The organism is Undibacterium sp. KW1 (genome assembly GCF_009937955.1).
GTDB lineage: Bacteria > Pseudomonadota > Gammaproteobacteria > Burkholderiales > Burkholderiaceae_D > Undibacterium.
In genome coordinates, this window is the sequence record NZ_AP018439.1 from 5,895,576 (window position 1) to 5,910,769 (window position 15,194).

General features: G+C 52.6%; 19 protein-coding genes and 1 pseudogene. 5 read left to right on the forward strand and 15 right to left on the reverse strand.

Annotated elements, in window-relative coordinates; all coding sequences use genetic code 11:
- Window positions 1-90: 90 nt before the first annotated feature.
- Window positions 91-456, forward strand: a pseudogene (locus UNDKW_RS26585) (cache domain-containing protein); the annotation flags it as partial.
- Between the two features lie 72 nt (window positions 457-528).
- Window positions 529-963: a DUF3052 family protein gene (locus UNDKW_RS26590; protein WP_162061218.1), complete on the forward strand. Its 435-nt coding sequence runs from the start codon at window positions 529-531 to the stop codon at window positions 961-963.
- 25 nt (window positions 964-988) lie between these two features.
- On the opposite strand, the gene UNDKW_RS26595 is transcribed toward UNDKW_RS26590, so the two are convergent.
- The 3 genes from UNDKW_RS26595 to UNDKW_RS26605 form a co-directional block, all read right to left on the reverse strand.
- A complete protein-coding gene (locus UNDKW_RS26595) occupies window positions 989-2,089 on the reverse strand; it encodes a carbonic anhydrase (RefSeq protein ID WP_162061219.1) in 1,101 nt (366 codons plus the stop codon).
- 121 nt (window positions 2,090-2,210) lie between these two features.
- Window positions 2,211-2,513, reverse strand: coding sequence for a DUF1330 domain-containing protein (locus UNDKW_RS26600; protein ID WP_162061220.1), 303 nt, complete (start codon window positions 2,511-2,513; stop codon window positions 2,211-2,213).
- Window positions 2,514-2,535: 22 nt separating this feature from the next.
- A complete protein-coding gene (locus tag UNDKW_RS26605) occupies window positions 2,536-3,534 on the reverse strand; it encodes a nitronate monooxygenase family protein (protein WP_162061221.1) in 999 nt (332 codons plus the stop codon).
- 94 nt (window positions 3,535-3,628) lie between these two features.
- Here UNDKW_RS26605 and UNDKW_RS26610 point away from each other — a divergent pair, with 94 nt between their 5' ends.
- A complete protein-coding gene (locus UNDKW_RS26610; RefSeq protein ID WP_162061222.1) occupies window positions 3,629-4,483 on the forward strand; it encodes an enoyl-CoA hydratase-related protein in 855 nt (284 codons plus the stop codon).
- Window positions 4,484-4,616: 133 nt separating this feature from the next.
- Here the strand turns inward: UNDKW_RS26610 and UNDKW_RS26615 are convergent, their stop codons facing one another.
- Window positions 4,617-4,988, reverse strand: a complete 372-nt coding sequence (locus UNDKW_RS26615; RefSeq protein ID WP_162061223.1) for a hypothetical protein — start codon at window positions 4,986-4,988, stop codon at window positions 4,617-4,619.
- 90 nt (window positions 4,989-5,078) lie between these two features.
- Entirely contained in the window at window positions 5,079-6,038 is a 960-nt protein-coding gene (locus UNDKW_RS26620; protein ID WP_162061224.1) for a GlxA family transcriptional regulator, read from the reverse strand.
- Between the two features lie 142 nt (window positions 6,039-6,180).
- Here UNDKW_RS26620 and UNDKW_RS26625 point away from each other — a divergent pair, with 142 nt between their 5' ends.
- A complete protein-coding gene (locus tag UNDKW_RS26625; protein WP_162061225.1) occupies window positions 6,181-6,486 on the forward strand; it encodes a putative quinol monooxygenase in 306 nt (101 codons plus the stop codon).
- A gap of 43 nt (window positions 6,487-6,529) precedes the next feature.
- Here the strand turns inward: UNDKW_RS26625 and UNDKW_RS26630 are convergent, their stop codons facing one another.
- From UNDKW_RS26630 to UNDKW_RS26665, 8 genes are all read right to left on the reverse strand, one after another.
- Window positions 6,530-6,871 carry a hypothetical protein gene (locus UNDKW_RS26630; protein WP_162061226.1) on the reverse strand — a complete coding sequence of 114 codons (342 nt, stop codon included), beginning with the start codon at window positions 6,869-6,871 and terminating at the stop codon, window positions 6,530-6,532.
- Window positions 6,872-6,874: 3 nt separating this feature from the next.
- A complete protein-coding gene (locus UNDKW_RS26635) occupies window positions 6,875-7,252 on the reverse strand; it encodes a VOC family protein (RefSeq protein ID WP_162061227.1) in 378 nt (125 codons plus the stop codon).
- Between the two features lie 31 nt (window positions 7,253-7,283).
- Window positions 7,284-8,192: an MBL fold metallo-hydrolase gene (locus UNDKW_RS26640; protein WP_162061228.1), complete on the reverse strand. Its 909-nt coding sequence runs from the start codon at window positions 8,190-8,192 to the stop codon at window positions 7,284-7,286.
- Window positions 8,189-8,827 carry a 2-hydroxychromene-2-carboxylate isomerase gene (locus UNDKW_RS26645; protein ID WP_162061229.1) on the reverse strand — a complete coding sequence of 213 codons (639 nt, stop codon included), beginning with the start codon at window positions 8,825-8,827 and terminating at the stop codon, window positions 8,189-8,191. Before UNDKW_RS26645 ends, UNDKW_RS26640 begins: the two co-directional genes overlap by 4 nt.
- 43 nt (window positions 8,828-8,870) lie before the next feature.
- Window positions 8,871-9,086 (reverse strand): DUF1289 domain-containing protein, encoded by a 216-nt coding sequence (locus tag UNDKW_RS26650; RefSeq protein ID WP_232063134.1) that lies wholly within the window; start codon window positions 9,084-9,086, stop codon window positions 8,871-8,873.
- Window positions 9,083-9,574 carry a YbaK/EbsC family protein gene (locus tag UNDKW_RS26655; RefSeq protein ID WP_162061230.1) on the reverse strand — a complete coding sequence of 164 codons (492 nt, stop codon included), beginning with the start codon at window positions 9,572-9,574 and terminating at the stop codon, window positions 9,083-9,085. Before UNDKW_RS26655 ends, UNDKW_RS26650 begins: the two co-directional genes overlap by 4 nt.
- Before the next feature lie 187 nt (window positions 9,575-9,761).
- Window positions 9,762-10,067 (reverse strand): hypothetical protein, encoded by a 306-nt coding sequence (locus tag UNDKW_RS26660; protein WP_162061231.1) that lies wholly within the window; start codon window positions 10,065-10,067, stop codon window positions 9,762-9,764.
- A 122-nt stretch (window positions 10,068-10,189) separates the two neighbouring features.
- Complete coding sequence (locus UNDKW_RS26665) at window positions 10,190-11,449, reverse strand: TIGR03862 family flavoprotein (RefSeq protein ID WP_162061232.1); 1,260 nt, start codon at window positions 11,447-11,449, stop codon at window positions 10,190-10,192.
- Between the two features lie 112 nt (window positions 11,450-11,561).
- Between UNDKW_RS26665 and UNDKW_RS26670 the strand changes: the two genes are divergently transcribed.
- Window positions 11,562-12,728, forward strand: coding sequence for a diguanylate cyclase (locus tag UNDKW_RS26670; RefSeq protein ID WP_162061233.1), 1,167 nt, complete (start codon window positions 11,562-11,564; stop codon window positions 12,726-12,728).
- Between the two features lie 172 nt (window positions 12,729-12,900).
- Here the strand turns inward: UNDKW_RS26670 and UNDKW_RS26675 are convergent, their stop codons facing one another.
- Both UNDKW_RS26675 and UNDKW_RS26680 read right to left on the reverse strand, forming a co-directional pair.
- Window positions 12,901-14,007 carry a substrate-binding domain-containing protein gene (locus UNDKW_RS26675; RefSeq protein WP_162061234.1) on the reverse strand — a complete coding sequence of 369 codons (1,107 nt, stop codon included), beginning with the start codon at window positions 14,005-14,007 and terminating at the stop codon, window positions 12,901-12,903.
- 354 nt (window positions 14,008-14,361) lie between these two features.
- Entirely contained in the window at window positions 14,362-15,165 is an 804-nt protein-coding gene (locus UNDKW_RS26680; protein ID WP_162061235.1) for a head GIN domain-containing protein, read from the reverse strand.
- Window positions 15,166-15,194 lie beyond the last annotated feature (29 nt).

Consider the following 15,194-nt stretch of genomic DNA (forward strand, 5'->3'; position numbering starts at 1 on the left):
CAAAAAATTTTAAAATTCTTGACACTGGGCTTATTCAGCCTGCTTGTAAGTCAAAGTATATTTGCTGCGTAACACGGTACAGCACAAGAAGCTGAGACCATGGTTAAAAAGGCGATTGCTTATATCAAAAGCAAAGGTCCAGATGCTGCTTATGCAGAATTTAATAACACCAAAGGCAGCTTCACTGATCGCGATCTGTATATATTTGTTATTGACATCAATGGCAAGGATCTGGCGCACGGTGCCAATCCCAAACTGATAGGGAAAGATTTTCGCACTCTACGAGACGTTGACAATAAGGCCTTCATCGACGACATCTTGAGTGTTGCAAAAAGCAAGGGAAAAGGCTGGGTAGATTACAAATGGCCGAACCCCAGCACCAAGGAAATCGAAATGAAATCGACCTATTTTGAAAAAGCTGGCGATGTCGTTGTTGCATGTGGTATCTACAAATAAACAATGGTATCCGGTTAACTTGTCATGTAAGCAGTGTCCGCGTATCAGATACTGCTTTTTTAATTTTTTGTGATGAATTCCACTTCCCCTGGCTATTCCGGTACACCACTGGCAAAGAAACTGGGCATACAGCCTGACAGCCATGTTTGCGTCAGACATGCGCCTGATAATTATTTGGAGTTGCTGACTGATTTGCCTAATGGCGTGGTCTTTGACAAAAAACCTGCGTCAGCGACAGATATCGTCCATCTGTTCACTGACAAGAAAACTGTACTCGTCAGGGAATTGCTGAGCTATAAAAGCAGCTTGAGAAGTGATGCTGCAATCTGGGTATCCTGGCCCAAGAAAGCATCGAAAGTACCTACCGATATCACGGAAGACACGATAAGGGAAGTGGCACTACCTATGGGCTATGTCGATATCAAAGTCTGTGCTGTCAGCGACATCTGGTCAGGTTTGAAGCTGGTGGTGCGCAAAGAATTGAGGCCGGACTGGCCGGCCTCATAGAAACACCGCAGGCAATGCTTGTTGCTTAATTCGATTCCTTGATCAAACGACCAGAGTTCTTTTGTATGGGCCGTGCATTCATGGGGTACAGGCGACTGAATATGATCAACTGGTCAGGTGAAATTTCTACCGGCTCTTTCATGACCAACCACAGTACACCCTCGCTGCAGGGTGGTGTCGTCAGCGAGCCCATATAGGTATAGTAGTCACGCTTGACGGGCAGGATGTCGTTCATGTCCATGGTCGTCAACGCCTGCACGGGATCATTTTTTTCCAGCGGCAGGTTATTCCATACCTGCTGCACCAGGCTATGTGATTTGCCCCGCTCTATCAGCACGGCGACCACGGCCAGTTTGCCATCAGTATCCTTGTGCACCAGATGCGCAACCATTTCAAAACTCTTGCCATTGACGCGCTCTTCAGACGGTTTATGGAAATGGAATTGCACCAGCTCATAATTATGGCCCAGCACATTGATATAGTTACCTGCACCTATATTAACCTGTATGGTGTGGCCGTTATCAATCACGGAAAAACGGCTGGGCTTGTAGTCAAAGGCAATCGGGTCCAAATCCACCTTGATACCATCGCGGATATCGATGGGCGATTGTCTTTCGCCTATGTCGCATTTGGCATTGGCAGCATTGAGCTTGCCCCAGTTTAAGGGGCCGCCTTCGCCCTTATAACTCCAGTGTATATCGGCATGGCTGGCCGCCAGCGCTCCTGCTGCCGCAGCGTTATTGGTACCATGATCTGTTTTTGCCCTGGCGCTCTCCGGCCTGCGCACGGGTGGCGCGTAGGCTGGCCTTACGATCGGCCTTGGCTGGCTGCGAGCGGCGGCTTCATCCTTGTCCTTGCGAATAACACTCAGGCGTTCTGCTATGCGTGCCGCCAGTTCATCAGCAGCCAGGGCTTCCTTGGCGCGGGCGGCAGCCTCCTTCGCGGATTCCTTACTTTCCTTGGAAGAAGATTTGCGCTCTTCCTTTGCTGAGGCTGAGGCAGATGCCGAACTGGATGCTTCTTCTTTTGCCGATGCCGGCTTGATGGGTTTGGATGGCGGCGGGTCGTTCGCCTGGGCAGACAAGGCCAACAACATGGGGAATAGCAAGGCGAGAGAGCGGCGCATAATGGATAGCATTCAGGATTCGGTTTGCACAGAGATACCCTAGTTACGGCAAGTCTCTTTGCAAACTTGAATCCTGTGGGCAATTTGTGGTTTTTTTGCCCCAAGCCGCTGTCAATTGAGTTCAGACGCCTTCAACGATGAACAGACGACCTATGGAATTGGCATGGCGGATTTCCATGGCTTTCGCATATTCAACCGAGTCATACCAGAGCTGCGCCTGTTGCAAACTGGGAAATTCAACCAGCACCGAGCGCCAGCCTTCATTATGGGCATCGTCCCTGCCTTCTTTTTGCACCCGCGTACCACCGCGCACCAGGAATTGCCCGCCATACTGGGCTACGCTGGCAGTTGCCAGTGGCCGGTATTCGGCATAAGCATCGGCATTGGTGACCTGGATTTCTGCAACGACATAAGCTTTACTCATGATATTCCTGATAATTAATTGATCATAAAGATAATACGCGCGCTTTCGCCGCCGCATATTCCGATTTCAAACGCGCCACCACTTCTGCCACGGTCAGCACTTCATCCATCAAACCCACACCCTGACCAGCACCCCAGATGTCACGCCAGGCCTTGGCCTTGCTGCCGCCACCAGAACCAAAGTTCATCTGGCTCTTGTCGGCCACTGGCAGATTGTCCGGGTCCAAGCCGGCAGCGACGATGGATTTCTTGAGGTAATTGCCATGCACGCCAGTGAACAGATTGGTATAGACGATATCCGCCGCCGCCGAATCGAGAATGGCCTGGCGATAAGCTTCATCGACGTTCGATTCAACAGTAGCCAGCCAGCGCGAGCCTATATAGGCAAAGTCAGCCCCCATGGCCTGTGCCGCGAGTACGGCATCACCCGTTGCGATAGAGCCGGACAAGGCAATTGGGCCGTCAAAGAAACGCCTTACTTCGCCGACCAGAGCAAACGGCGACAGGCCACCAGCATGACCACCCGCACCGGCTGCCACCAGGATCAAACCATCAACCCCGGCTTCCAGCGCTTTTTGCGCATGGCGTATCGAAATCACATCATGCATGACGATGCCGCCATAGCTGTGGATCGCATCCAGCATTTCTGGCGGGGGTGCACGCAGGGACGAAATGATGATGGGTATCTGATGCTTGACGCAGACTTCAACATCATGCGCCAGCCTGTCATTTGACTGATGGACGATCTGGTTCACCGCGATCGGGCCTATCAATGCATCTAGATGGGCTTCCTGGTGTGCTGCCAGCTCGGCCTGCAATTCTGTCAGCCAGACATCCAGCAACTCTGCTGGCCTGGCATTCAGGGCCGGGAAAGACCCGACGATGCCCGCCTTGCATTGCGCCGCCACCAGTTTGGGGCCACTGGCAATGAACAGGGGGGAGCCTATGACGGGCAGGCTAAGATGTTGCAAAGCGGATGGCAGGCGTGAAACTGAACTTGATGCGGGTGAATCGAGAGCCATAGTCGGTATCCTCTAACGGTGAGCATAGAATGCTTGATGGACGTATATATCCAGTATGATTTTACCGTGCAATTAAAAATCCTGTGGAGACACCATGACATATCAATGCTTTGACTTCAGTATCAGCAATAAAATCGCCCACCTGCGCCTGAACCGCCCGGCTACGCTGAACACCATGCAACCGGTATTTTTTCGCGAGCTGACAGAGATTTTGCAAAACCTGCAAAATCAGGCAAATGCCCGCGTGCTCATCATCTCTTCTACTGGCAAACACTTTACCGCTGGCATGGCACTCGATGTCTTCGCAGGCGGCGGCATCACACTTGATGATGCCAACGCCGTTGGCCGCGCCAATATCGCCCTGGCGCTGAAAGACATGCATCATGCCTTCAACCTCATCGAATCCCTGCGCATGCCTGTCATCACAGCCATCCACGGTGGCTGCATAGGCGGCGGCGTCGATATGATCTGCGCCAGCGACATACGCCTGGCCAGCAGTGATGCTTTTTTCTGCATACAGGAAATCAACATAGGCATGACCGCTGACCTGGGTACTTTACAACGCCTGCCCAAGCTCATCCCCGAAGGCATAGTCCACGAAATGGCCTACACCGGCCGCCGCCTGCCCGCACAACGCGCGCTGGCAGTTGGCCTGCTCAATGAGGTATTCGACACTCAGGAAGCCATGCTGGCAGATGCCCTGCAAATGGCCACAGAAATCGCCGAAAAACCCCCGGTCGCGATCTGGGGCAGCAAACAAGCCATCCACTACGCCCGCGACCACAGCACCCACGACGCCCTGCAACAAATGGGCTGGTTGCAATCAGGTATCTGGCAAAGCAGTAATTTGATGGAGGCTTTCATGGCGAAGCAGCAAGGCAGGCCTACGGAGTATGCGGATCTGGCGCCGGTTAGTTCGTTTTCTGAGGCAGCTTATCATTTGAAGTGAGGGGGTAGTTTCATCAGAATTGACTCGTAAGCACGAAGTAAAGATATCCCAAAATGTTAGTATAAATTTTGCTCAATATTTACGTTGTTTTTAGGCACAGTGTTGGGCTGATGAAGCGTAGCCCAACCTACGATTAAATGCCGTGCAGGGTTGCTTTTGACGTTGGGGTTGCTTTTGACTTTTGCAGTTCCCATGTGTAGCCGCCATTTGTGCGGTACAGAAAATGGATTAAGAAGGACCGCTGTTTGAGCCGCAGGCGAGTTTCGGGCCTTCCCATTTTTTGTATTGCACAAATGGGAACCCCTTTAGGGGCGGCTACGCCTGGGTCGCCTTTCTTTGAATTCTTTCTTTGGCGACGCAAAGAAAGAATTTCGGCTGCCGGGCCGAAACCCGGCTTGTGTCCACGAAGGGCAATTGTTTTATTCAAAGTACGACATAAAAAAGCGATATGGTATGCCAAGAACGCCACTGGAGCGCCAGCCCGGTGGATTCCAGCTAAAGGCATGCTGGAATGACGTAGCGAGGATTGTCCGTAAATCAAAGTGCCGTTGGCTCGGGCGCATATCGTCGAGGCGATGAGCGAGCAGCAAACCCCTCACCCTACCCTGATCTCCCGTATCCCCTTCCCCAACCTCCGCCTCAACAAAGTCCGCAAAGTCACCCCATCCGCATACCCCACCAGCCCCGCAATCTGCTCCACGCTATGATTGGATGTCTTCAACAAATGCACCGCTTTTTCTATGCGCAAATCCTGCACGTAGGACACAGGCGTCTTGCCCAATACTTCATGAATACGCCGCGCCAGTGTACGCTTGCTGGTCGCCAGTGCAGCGGCTGCCTCATCCAGGTTAAAGCCCTGGTCAAGATGACCGCGCGCCCAGCGGTCGAAGCGTTCCACCATGGGATCAGCATGGGCCAGATGGTCAGAAATGATGTAGGCCGTTTGTGAAGGGCGGCTATCGACGACCAGATAACTGGCGACCAAATTTGCCAGTTCAGGATTGCTCTGGCGTATCAGCCACAGCATCATGTCCATATGGCTGAAGGCTGCACCTGCAGTCAGGAACTGGCCAGACTGGACTATCATGTGACTGGTGTCCAGGCGCACGCCTGGATAACGCTGGCGGAACAAGGGATTGAGCCACCAGGTAGTCGTCGCGTCCTGCTCGTCAAGCACACCACTTTCTGCCAACACAAAGGTGCCTATGCAGGCCGCAGCGATACGCACGCCATCATCTGCCCAGTCGCGCAGGGCCACACTCGCGTCTTTCACATCAGGGCGTGCCAGCGCCTGCATCAGGGTATCCGGCATTTTGTAACCCAGCGCAGGGACGATGACCAGATCTGGTGCAGGCACTTCATCTGCCCGCGCTACCGTCGCACTCATACCTTGTGCAGTTTGCACACGCCGCCGCGTGCCGACCAAAGATACTTTAAAGGGTGGCGCCGGGTTGGCCTGCAAAGACGATAATTCATTCGCCGTCGTCAGTGCATCAAGGACGATGGACAGGCCGGTATCGAAAACGCCATCAAGGGCGAGGATGCTGATGTTCATCGTAATGTCAAATGAGGTTGTGGCAGGATTCATACCAAAGATGTCAATCGCGCCAGTATCGATGAAGTGCGTTGATCTGTAAAGTCTCTCTTCATCGCAATCCTGCGATGCAAATATGGATACAAGCACAAGGAGAAAAATCATGATCAAGCACGCCCTGTTCGCCCGCTTTGAAGCCAAACCCGGCAAAGCTGCCGATGTCGCCGCCTTTCTGGAAATGGGTCTGGCCCTGGCCAATCAGGAAAGCACGACCCCCATCTGGTTTGCCCTGCAATTGTCTGACAATGTTTTCGGTGTCTTTGATGCGTTTGAGACGGAAGCTGGTCGCCAGGCACATCTGCAAGGGCCGATTGCACAAGCCTTGATGGCAAAGGCTGAAGAATTATTTACCAGCCCGCCCAGTATAGAAAAAATCGAAGTATTGGGATTGAAAAATCAGGCACTATAATCAATCAGCACCAGGTATGGCCAGGCAGGCCGCAGGTTTATTTTTATTCTTTGCTACCCTGTCCGGCTCCAGATGAGGAGAGAGAAATGAGCATACGCATAGTCCAGTTGGGAACTGCACGCGCTGCCAGTGAGGGCCTGCGCCCTACAGTGATCTGGGAAAATCCCAGTAGATGCCCACCACGTTCGGCGACATGAAAGAAAGTGCCAGGCAAGTCCAGCAGGCTGGCGATGGCAGCTATCGAGAATGATTGCAGCACCTCTCTTGCTATTGCTGGCCGTATGCCGGTAGTCGCATAGGTATCAAGAAAAACCTGGGTTGCCAGCACGGATAGACAAAGCGCATCATCTTGTGTGGCAGGCCGTATGTATACCGTAGGCGTCATGCTTTATTCTGTGACCTTGGTCACTGCCTCTATGTGATGACCATCCGGGTCAATCAAAAACGCAGCATAGTAATACTCGCCATAATCAGGGCGCAAACCCGGTGCGCCATTATCATTACCAGCGATGGCCAGTGCCGCCGCATGGAAAAGATCAACTGCCTTGCGCGTGCTGGCAGTAAACGCCAGGTGAAAACCCGGGCCCGGCGGGCTCGCGTCTGGCCTCAATTTAAGGCACAGGATATCTTCATCATCGTACAGGCCATAGCCTATTGCAGTGTCGTCTTCAAACACGCGGCGGTAACCGAGGGCAGCAAGGGCGGCATCGTAAAATGCGCCAGCCAACGCAAGATCGCGGACACCCAGAGAGATGTGATGCAGCATGGTATTTCCAGTGTCGATTTAATTGAGTGGACTATCGTGCGCTGATCAGCATATCGCCTTCCAGCCTTGCAGCACCTGCCCTGACCAGTTCATCAGCCATTTGCGGTATCAGCGCATGCGGCTCTATACCCAGCAGGCTGGCAGAAGAAGTGATGGTACGTGTGCCGCCGAGTTGTGTGATGGCGGTAGCGAGACTCATTTGCTGTGACTCCAGCAAGATAAAAGCCAGCATGACCTTGACTGCATTGCGGGCGTTGCGGCGCGGGTCGGTACGCAAATAGTCGAGCCGTGATTCTGCCCTTTGCAAGGCTGCCGTCACATCGTCAAAAGCCCGGCCATGGCCGGGGATGACGATGCGTGGATTGAGTTCACGTATGACTTGCAATATCGCCGCCTGTTCGGCAAAACCGGATTCACCTTCAAGCTCAGGGAAGATCACGCCAAAGCCGTTTTCCCACAGGGCGTCGGCAGAAATCAGTATGCCTTCCTGTGCGCAGTACAGGATCATGGAATGCGGATCATGTCCAGGCGCAGCCATGACCTGCCAGCCCATGCCGCCTAGTTGCAATTCATCGCCATGCTGTATTGCTGCATCAAAACTGAAGCGCTCGCAGCGCTGGCCCGTCGCAACATAAGTCAGTGCCGCTTCATCCCAGGCAGCCACTGCAGGCGTATCAGCAACCGGAATCAGGGTGCGGCAGCCGTAGTGACGTTGCAGGCGGGCATTGCCACCGCAGTGGTCGGAATGCAGATGGGTATTGACCAGCAAATCGAGCTTACGGCCATTCAGGGCATGTTGTATCAGCGCCATGGTCTGTGCAGCATGGCTGAAGTAGCCACTATCAACCAGAGCGGTCTGCTGCTCATCAATGAACAGGATATTATTCGAAGACAACCAGCCCCGTTCAAATACTTGCATGCAGTCAGGCAGTCGCATCATGTTTTACCTGCTATCTTGCGCTGCTGGCCATAAGGCATGCTTTGCGCGGCTGCCAGTTCTGCCGATGCGAAGAAGGCATCGCCTTGCAGATAAGCCTGCAACATGTCTGTACTATCGAGCCCCCAGAAACAGCGGCCATCAACGACGGCGGTCGGTACGCCAAATACGCGGGTAGCGATGGCCAGTTCACCATTGCGTTTTAATGCCTCCTTGACGGCAGTATCATCGAGCATGGCTGGCGTCACTTGCAATTCATCCAGCAGGGCTTGCCAGTGTTCTGGCTGCGCCGGTATATGACCATCGCGCCAGACAAAGCGAAATAGCCGGTGTACCACGGCTTGCGTACTGCCCAGAGCCAGGCACAGACGTAACAAAGGCAGGGGATTAAAGGGATGCTCAGGCAGCATGCGCAAAGGGATACCATGCTTGTGTGCCAGCCAGGTACAGTGCTCAAAGGTCCACTGGCGTTTGGGTGCGATTTCTGCCGGGCCCTTGTTATCCCAGTGATTGAGCAGACCAGCAAATAAAACCGGGCGGTAATTGATCTGCGACACGCCTTGCAATTGATGCAGCATTTCACTCTGCAAATAAGCGAAAGGAGAAATAAAATCGAAATACCAGTCCAGTTGTTTCACTCATTATCCTTTCGTGAGGGCATGTGCGCGCCTTAAGCACTACTCAAGGCAGCATTCTTTGCTGCACCAGATCCCAGATTTCCAGCTTCTTGTGATTGTCTGCCTTGCTCCAGCAAATGATTTCATCGATGTTGCGATAGCAGCCTGTGCACAAGCCTGTCTTCTCATCCATGCGGCAGATATTCACGCAGGGTGAAGGCACGGTCGCACCAGGCTTCATGACAAACTGGGCCGGGTCAAATTCATACAGGATATTCATGCGCGCAAAGCCACATCAGCGACAGGTGCACCTGTCATGTTTTTCAATTGCTCAGGCGTCAGTCTGAAGACTGCATGTGGATGACCGGCAGCCGCCCACACATGCGGGTATTGCAGCAAGTCTTCATCGATGAGCATGACGGTTTTTTCTACGTGGCCGATAGGGCAGACGCCGCCTATGGCATAACCGATTTTTTCCTTGACGAAGCGTGCATCAGCCTTGCCCAGCGGGCCAACGATGGCCGCAACCTTGTGTTCATCGACGCGGTTGATGCCGCTGGCAACGACCATGACGGCAACGTCATCGGCCAGACGGCGGAAGACGATGGATTTGGCGATTTCGGCAACCTGACAACCCAGGCCTGCTGCGGCCTCGGCAGAAGTCTTGCCGGTTTCCGGCAACATGACCACAGTCTGGTCATGCCCGAGGCTGTGCAGTAATTGGGCAACGCGCTGGGCGGTTTCGGGCAATACAGAGTTTGGTGACATGGCAAACAAAAATTTGTGACAAAAACTGTTTATATCACAAGCAATCAATGCATGCTCGAAGAGGCACTTAGTCGATGTTTCAAAACTAAAAAACCAGGCGCCGCTAACGAAGATACTACGTTTGGAGCGGCAAAATTGAGAGATAACATGAGGGACACTTGCAACCGAGTATCAATGCACTAAGGCACTAGCCGTGCCATGCTGCCAACAATTCCCTGTGTTGTTCATGCACTTCAAAATATTTCATGCCAGCGCGATATTCGTTCCCACTAAGTATGGAGTAAATACAAGTTGCCTTGCAAACGACCTGTGTACGACGTGACGCATCGCCAGGGCTCGGTACCTCCATCATCATCTGGTAAGTTGTCTTTTCTTTGAGAGCGACACTGCATTGTAGTTGAATGCCAGTTCCAGAAAAGTTGATGATCTTGGCAGGAACAATTTTGCCAGGCATTACCTGAATTGCTCCGCGCCAGGTAACGTTGGTGCGCACTGATGCTCGGGACTCACTCATACTGAAAAATACATGTAGAACTAACTTAAAATAGAGGAAATAATGCGATACGGAAACTGTATTGTACAGTCTTCTCCCTTTATGAGCAGAACCAAGATGCCTTAATTAACATTGTTTGCAAGCCAGTCAATCACTCCGCATGCTGCAACTCTTGCAGTTGCAAAGCAGGCGGTCAGCAAGTAACCACCAGTGGGCGCTTCCCAGTCCAGCATTTCACCAGCAAAAAACAGGCCGGGATACTGTCGCGCCATGAGATTTTCATCGAGGGCTTCAAAGCGCAGGCCACCGGCGCTGCTGATCGCTTCATCGATGGGGCGGGTAGCCTTGAGCACAACTGGCAAGGCCTTGATGGCCTGTGCCAATAACTGTGGCTGGCTGAACTCTGTTTTATCCAGGCATTCATGCAGCAAGGACATTTTTAATGCATCAAGACCCAGACGGCTTTTCAAATGACTGGAAAGCGAACGTGAACCGCGCGGATGCTCAAGCTCTGTCAGCACTTTTTCCAGCGGCGTGTCTGGCAATAAATCCAGCTCCAGCACTGCCTTGCTCTGGCTATGCAATTGCTGACGCAGCGCAGCAGAGAGCGCATAAATCAGGCTGCCTTCTACGCCTGTAGAGGTGATGACAAACTGCCCCTTGCGCATGGGCTGAGTACTGTGTTTTACCCTGGCTGCCACTGTAAGCAAAGGCTGCCCGGCGAACTTGTCCTTGAAAAATGTGCTCCAGTCCAGATCAAAGCCACAGTTGGCGGGCTGCAAATCTGCGACATCCATACCACGCTGCCTGAGCAGGCTTACCCAGGCACCGTCCGATCCCAGCCTGGCCCAGCTGCCACCACCAAGTGCAAATACCTGTGCCCTGGCAGGCAGGCAGGTTTCCCCATCCGGAGTGGCAAAGCGTAACTGGCCTTGCTCATCCCAGCCCAGCCAGCGATGCCGCATGTGAAAGCGGACACCTTGCTGGCGTAGCCGGTGCAGCCAGGCACGCAACAGGGGGGCGGCCTTCATATCAACCGGGAACACCCGGCCAGAACTGCCTACATAGGTTTCAATTCCCAGGTCCTTGACCCAGGCACGCAAGGCTGTTGCATCAAACTGACTGATCATGGGGGTAAGCTGGGTTTCACGCTCGGCATACCGTGTCATGAAAGAGACAGAATTTTCAGAATGTGTGAGGTTCATGCCCCCTTTGCCTGCCATTAAAAACTTGCGTCCTGCCGAAGGCATGGCATCATAGACATCGACAGCGATGCCCCGCAGGGCCAGGGTTTCGGCAGCCATCAGGCCTGCTGGCCCGGCACCGATAACGGCAACGCTGCTGGCTTGTGGAGGATGATAATTACTCGCTTTTGTTTGCATAAGTTTGCGTCATAATATGGTTTTGCAGGTACTGCTTCCCGGCACCAGTCCCTGCAAGCAAAGCTGATGTGTATCTGCCTGAATTCACCAGAAGTTACAACCAGGTACCCCTATGGTCAATCTGGATCGTGCTACGCTAGATTTAGTGGTTGCTTGTATCAGCGTGATTTCCATGCTGGTCATGCTGGCGGTTTGGCATATCAACCGCGACATACCCGGCACCGGTGTCTGGGCGGCAGCGGCATCGATGGTCGCACCGGCTTTTTTACTGATACGCCTGATCCCCATCATCGACATCCCCATGTCTTTGATCGTTGCTTTCAATAATTCCCTGACCCTGACCACCACCTTGCTGATGCTGGAAGGCACCCTGCGTTTTCGCGGCTATCCATCCCAGGTACGCTGGCGCTGGGGCCTGGTACTGATCCCGGCGTTCATCCTGCTGGCTTTCCTCAACCGGGACGATATGATACGCCGTTATCTGTTCCATGACGTTATTGCTGCCAGTCTGATGCTGGGTACGGCTTTTATCCTGATCTGGAAAACCCGTGACCTCGACTTGCTGGCTGCCTGCATAGGTGCAATTTCCCTGAGCATCATGGCGATAGGTTTTATCATGCGCTGGCATCTGGCTTTCATTTCCAACAACAATGCTGAACTGGCCAAACATCCCTTATTGAATTTTATTTATCTTATCGTGGTGCTGTGCCTGCTGGGCTGGACTTATGGCGTCAGCGTCTGCTGCAACCTGCGGGCCCAGAAAAGCATACTGGAAATGGCCAGGGAAGATGTACTCACCGGTTTGCCTAACCGCCGTCATGTCGATGAAATGCTGGACAAGGCGATTGCCCAGAGCGGGCGCAACCAGCAAGGCTTTGGCTTTATCCTGATAGACCTGAACCATTTCAAGTCGGTCAATGACCGCTTTGGCCATCAGGCCGGTGACCTGCTGCTCAAGGAAGTGGCCAAACGCCTCAAAAGCTTTTGCCGCCACGCCGATTTTGTCGGCCGCATAGGCGGCGATGAATTCGTCGCCCTGACCTTTGGTGTCAACCAGGAATCCCAACTGGACAGCACCCTGCTGCGCCTGAAAAAAATACTCGAAGGTCCCTGCACCATACAGGGAAACACCATAGAGATCGAAGCCGCCCTCGGCAGCGCCCTGTTCCCCACCGACGGCCGCAGCGCCGACAAACTCATGCAAACCGCCGACCAACGCATGTACATCGACAAATCAGTCCCAGAGAACATCCTGGCAGCAGTAACCCAAAGAGCATAGAAAAAACAAAAGCCGGAAATCCGGCTTAAACACTTAGCAGTCTTTAAATAGGTCTGAGTAAGCGTAGCGAGCGGCCTTAGTTTGAGTTAAGAAGCGCAATCGTACTTTAGTACGGTGACGAATTTACCAACCCGCAGGCTAAAAATAAGGCCGCGCAGTAGCTTAATCAGGCCTATTTTGACCAGAACTTTTGATAGTGAGTCCGGAAGTCATTTGCCGGCTCAAACATATTCTTTTGTCCGCCGTCATACGCAATATTCTGCGCCGTCACCAGATGCAGGGCGCTTACATAGTTACTATGCTCGGCATTCGAGAAAGCACGGTTCAGTTCATCGACGATTTGCCAGGCATGCATGCTTAAGGGTTCAGGCACGGTTGCAGTCTGCAGGCTGTTGGCACGTATGCGCTTGTAGGCAGTTGGCGAGCCATCACCAGCAGCGACAGCAACCAGTTTATTGCTGGCAACCAAGCTGGCTGTTGTTGGCACTTCCAGCAGATCAAAATAGAAATCATTGACGCCGATGACGTGGGTCCACTTCGCGCCAAAGCGTTTGACCAGGCTTTCGACGACACCCTTCATCTTGATATGAGACTCTGCCAGAGGCACGTCTTCGAGGCTGAGTAATTTGCAACCCTCGCATTGGCGTATGGTTTCTACGATGGCCGTGGACTTGGCCAGCAGGAAAGGATTGCTTGAGTCGGTGAAGACCACGATGCCAGCCTTGTTATTCGAATCGACCACCGTATACAGGGCAGCCAATTGTCCAACCTCTTTGGGATTGGTGGCGATATTGGTGAACAGGCCGTCAGTCGGGCCGCTTTTGACCGAGGCATGCCAGCCAACCACGGGGATCTTGGCCTTGACTGCCGCTGCCATACCCTTGCTCTGGCTGGTGACATCGACCCCTGCCAGGATGATGCCATCGGCTTTCATGTCCAGCGCCTGGCTGATGATGGATGCGCCCTGGTTGCAACGGCCACGACAGTTAATAGGCAAGACTTCCCAACCTGCGGCGGTGCTGGCTTCGCGCACGCCGTTAAATACACTGCTGACGCCCGCATCACCCAGGTCTGCTGCGATGAAAACGATTTTCTTTTTCTTATGTAATGCAGGACCATCATCTGGGCCTTCCCAGCGGTTTTTCAAAGACGCGGCCCTGGCCACTTTGGCATTGGCACGGCTTAGAAACTGCATGGGATTTTCTTGCGCGGCAGCAGCACTGATAAAGCTGAACACAACAAATAACGCGGTAAGGCACTTACTTTTGGTAGCAGTCATGATTCTTGGCAGGTCAGGTTGGTCAGAAACATCTGCATGCACACACAACGCACACACAAATTTTAATTTTTTCGATTGAAACAAATACTTACAACTGCGCAATGATTATTGCAGAAAAAAGCGCCAAATAAATAGAGTTTCAGTACCAGGGACTCAGCGTCGAATATTAAGCATAAAAATGAATGATATAAAGAATAAAATTTTCCCCAAGTAAAAATTTCCTGTAGAAAATTTCATTCTTTTTAACAACACCTACTAAGACGAACCAATTAACAACAGTTCAAGCTGCACCAATTTGGGTTTATCCTGTATTAAAACACCTGATTATCATGTGATTGTCATGCGATAAGCTGCTTACTCCCAATGCACATCTGCAGAACCATGGCGCTCTACATTGCGTTTCGCCGGGTTGCCAGACACATGCACATCGCCACTGCCAGTGACTTTGAGCTTGATTTCCTGACTGGCAAATACCTTGCTGCTGGATGAGCCCATGGAATTCAGGTTGACCACGGCACTCTTGAGTGTAGATGCTTTCAAATCGCCGGAACCCGACAATCTGGCAGTGAAGCTTTTGACCTGGCCTTTGAGGATGCTGTCACCAGAGCCGTTGGAAGTGAGCTCCAGCAACTCACTATTACCCAGGCCCAGGTTCAGGTCGCCGCTGCCATTCAGACTGGCAAATACTTGCTGGTAGTCGCCATCAAGATTGATATTGCCTGAGCCTTGCAGGCTTACTTCGAGTTTATTGCCCTTGAATCCTTTGATGACGGCGTCACCGCTACCAGAAGTCTGCAGTTTTTCCAGGCCGGGCAAACTCAGTTCTATCCTGGTTTGCTCAGTCTTGCCGACGGAGATATAGATACCACGGGTACCGACAAACAAGGTATTGCCCTCCAGCCTGGTGGTCACCCGCGACACCAGCTTGGCATCGCCCTTGACCAGCAACTCTGGCGTTGCCGCCTGTTTCAGTGCCAGGTCTATAGGGCCGCTGAGCACGATATTGACAATGGATGCCGTCACGGGACGGACTTCACTGGCCGCCGAACCGCTACTGACGACATTGCTGGCATGCGCCCTCATGAAAACCACGGTTGACGCGGTCAACACTACGGCCAGGCCCAACATGCCTATGCCTGTGCGTATGATATTTTTCATTTTTTCCTCCTGAAGCTAAATGAAACTAC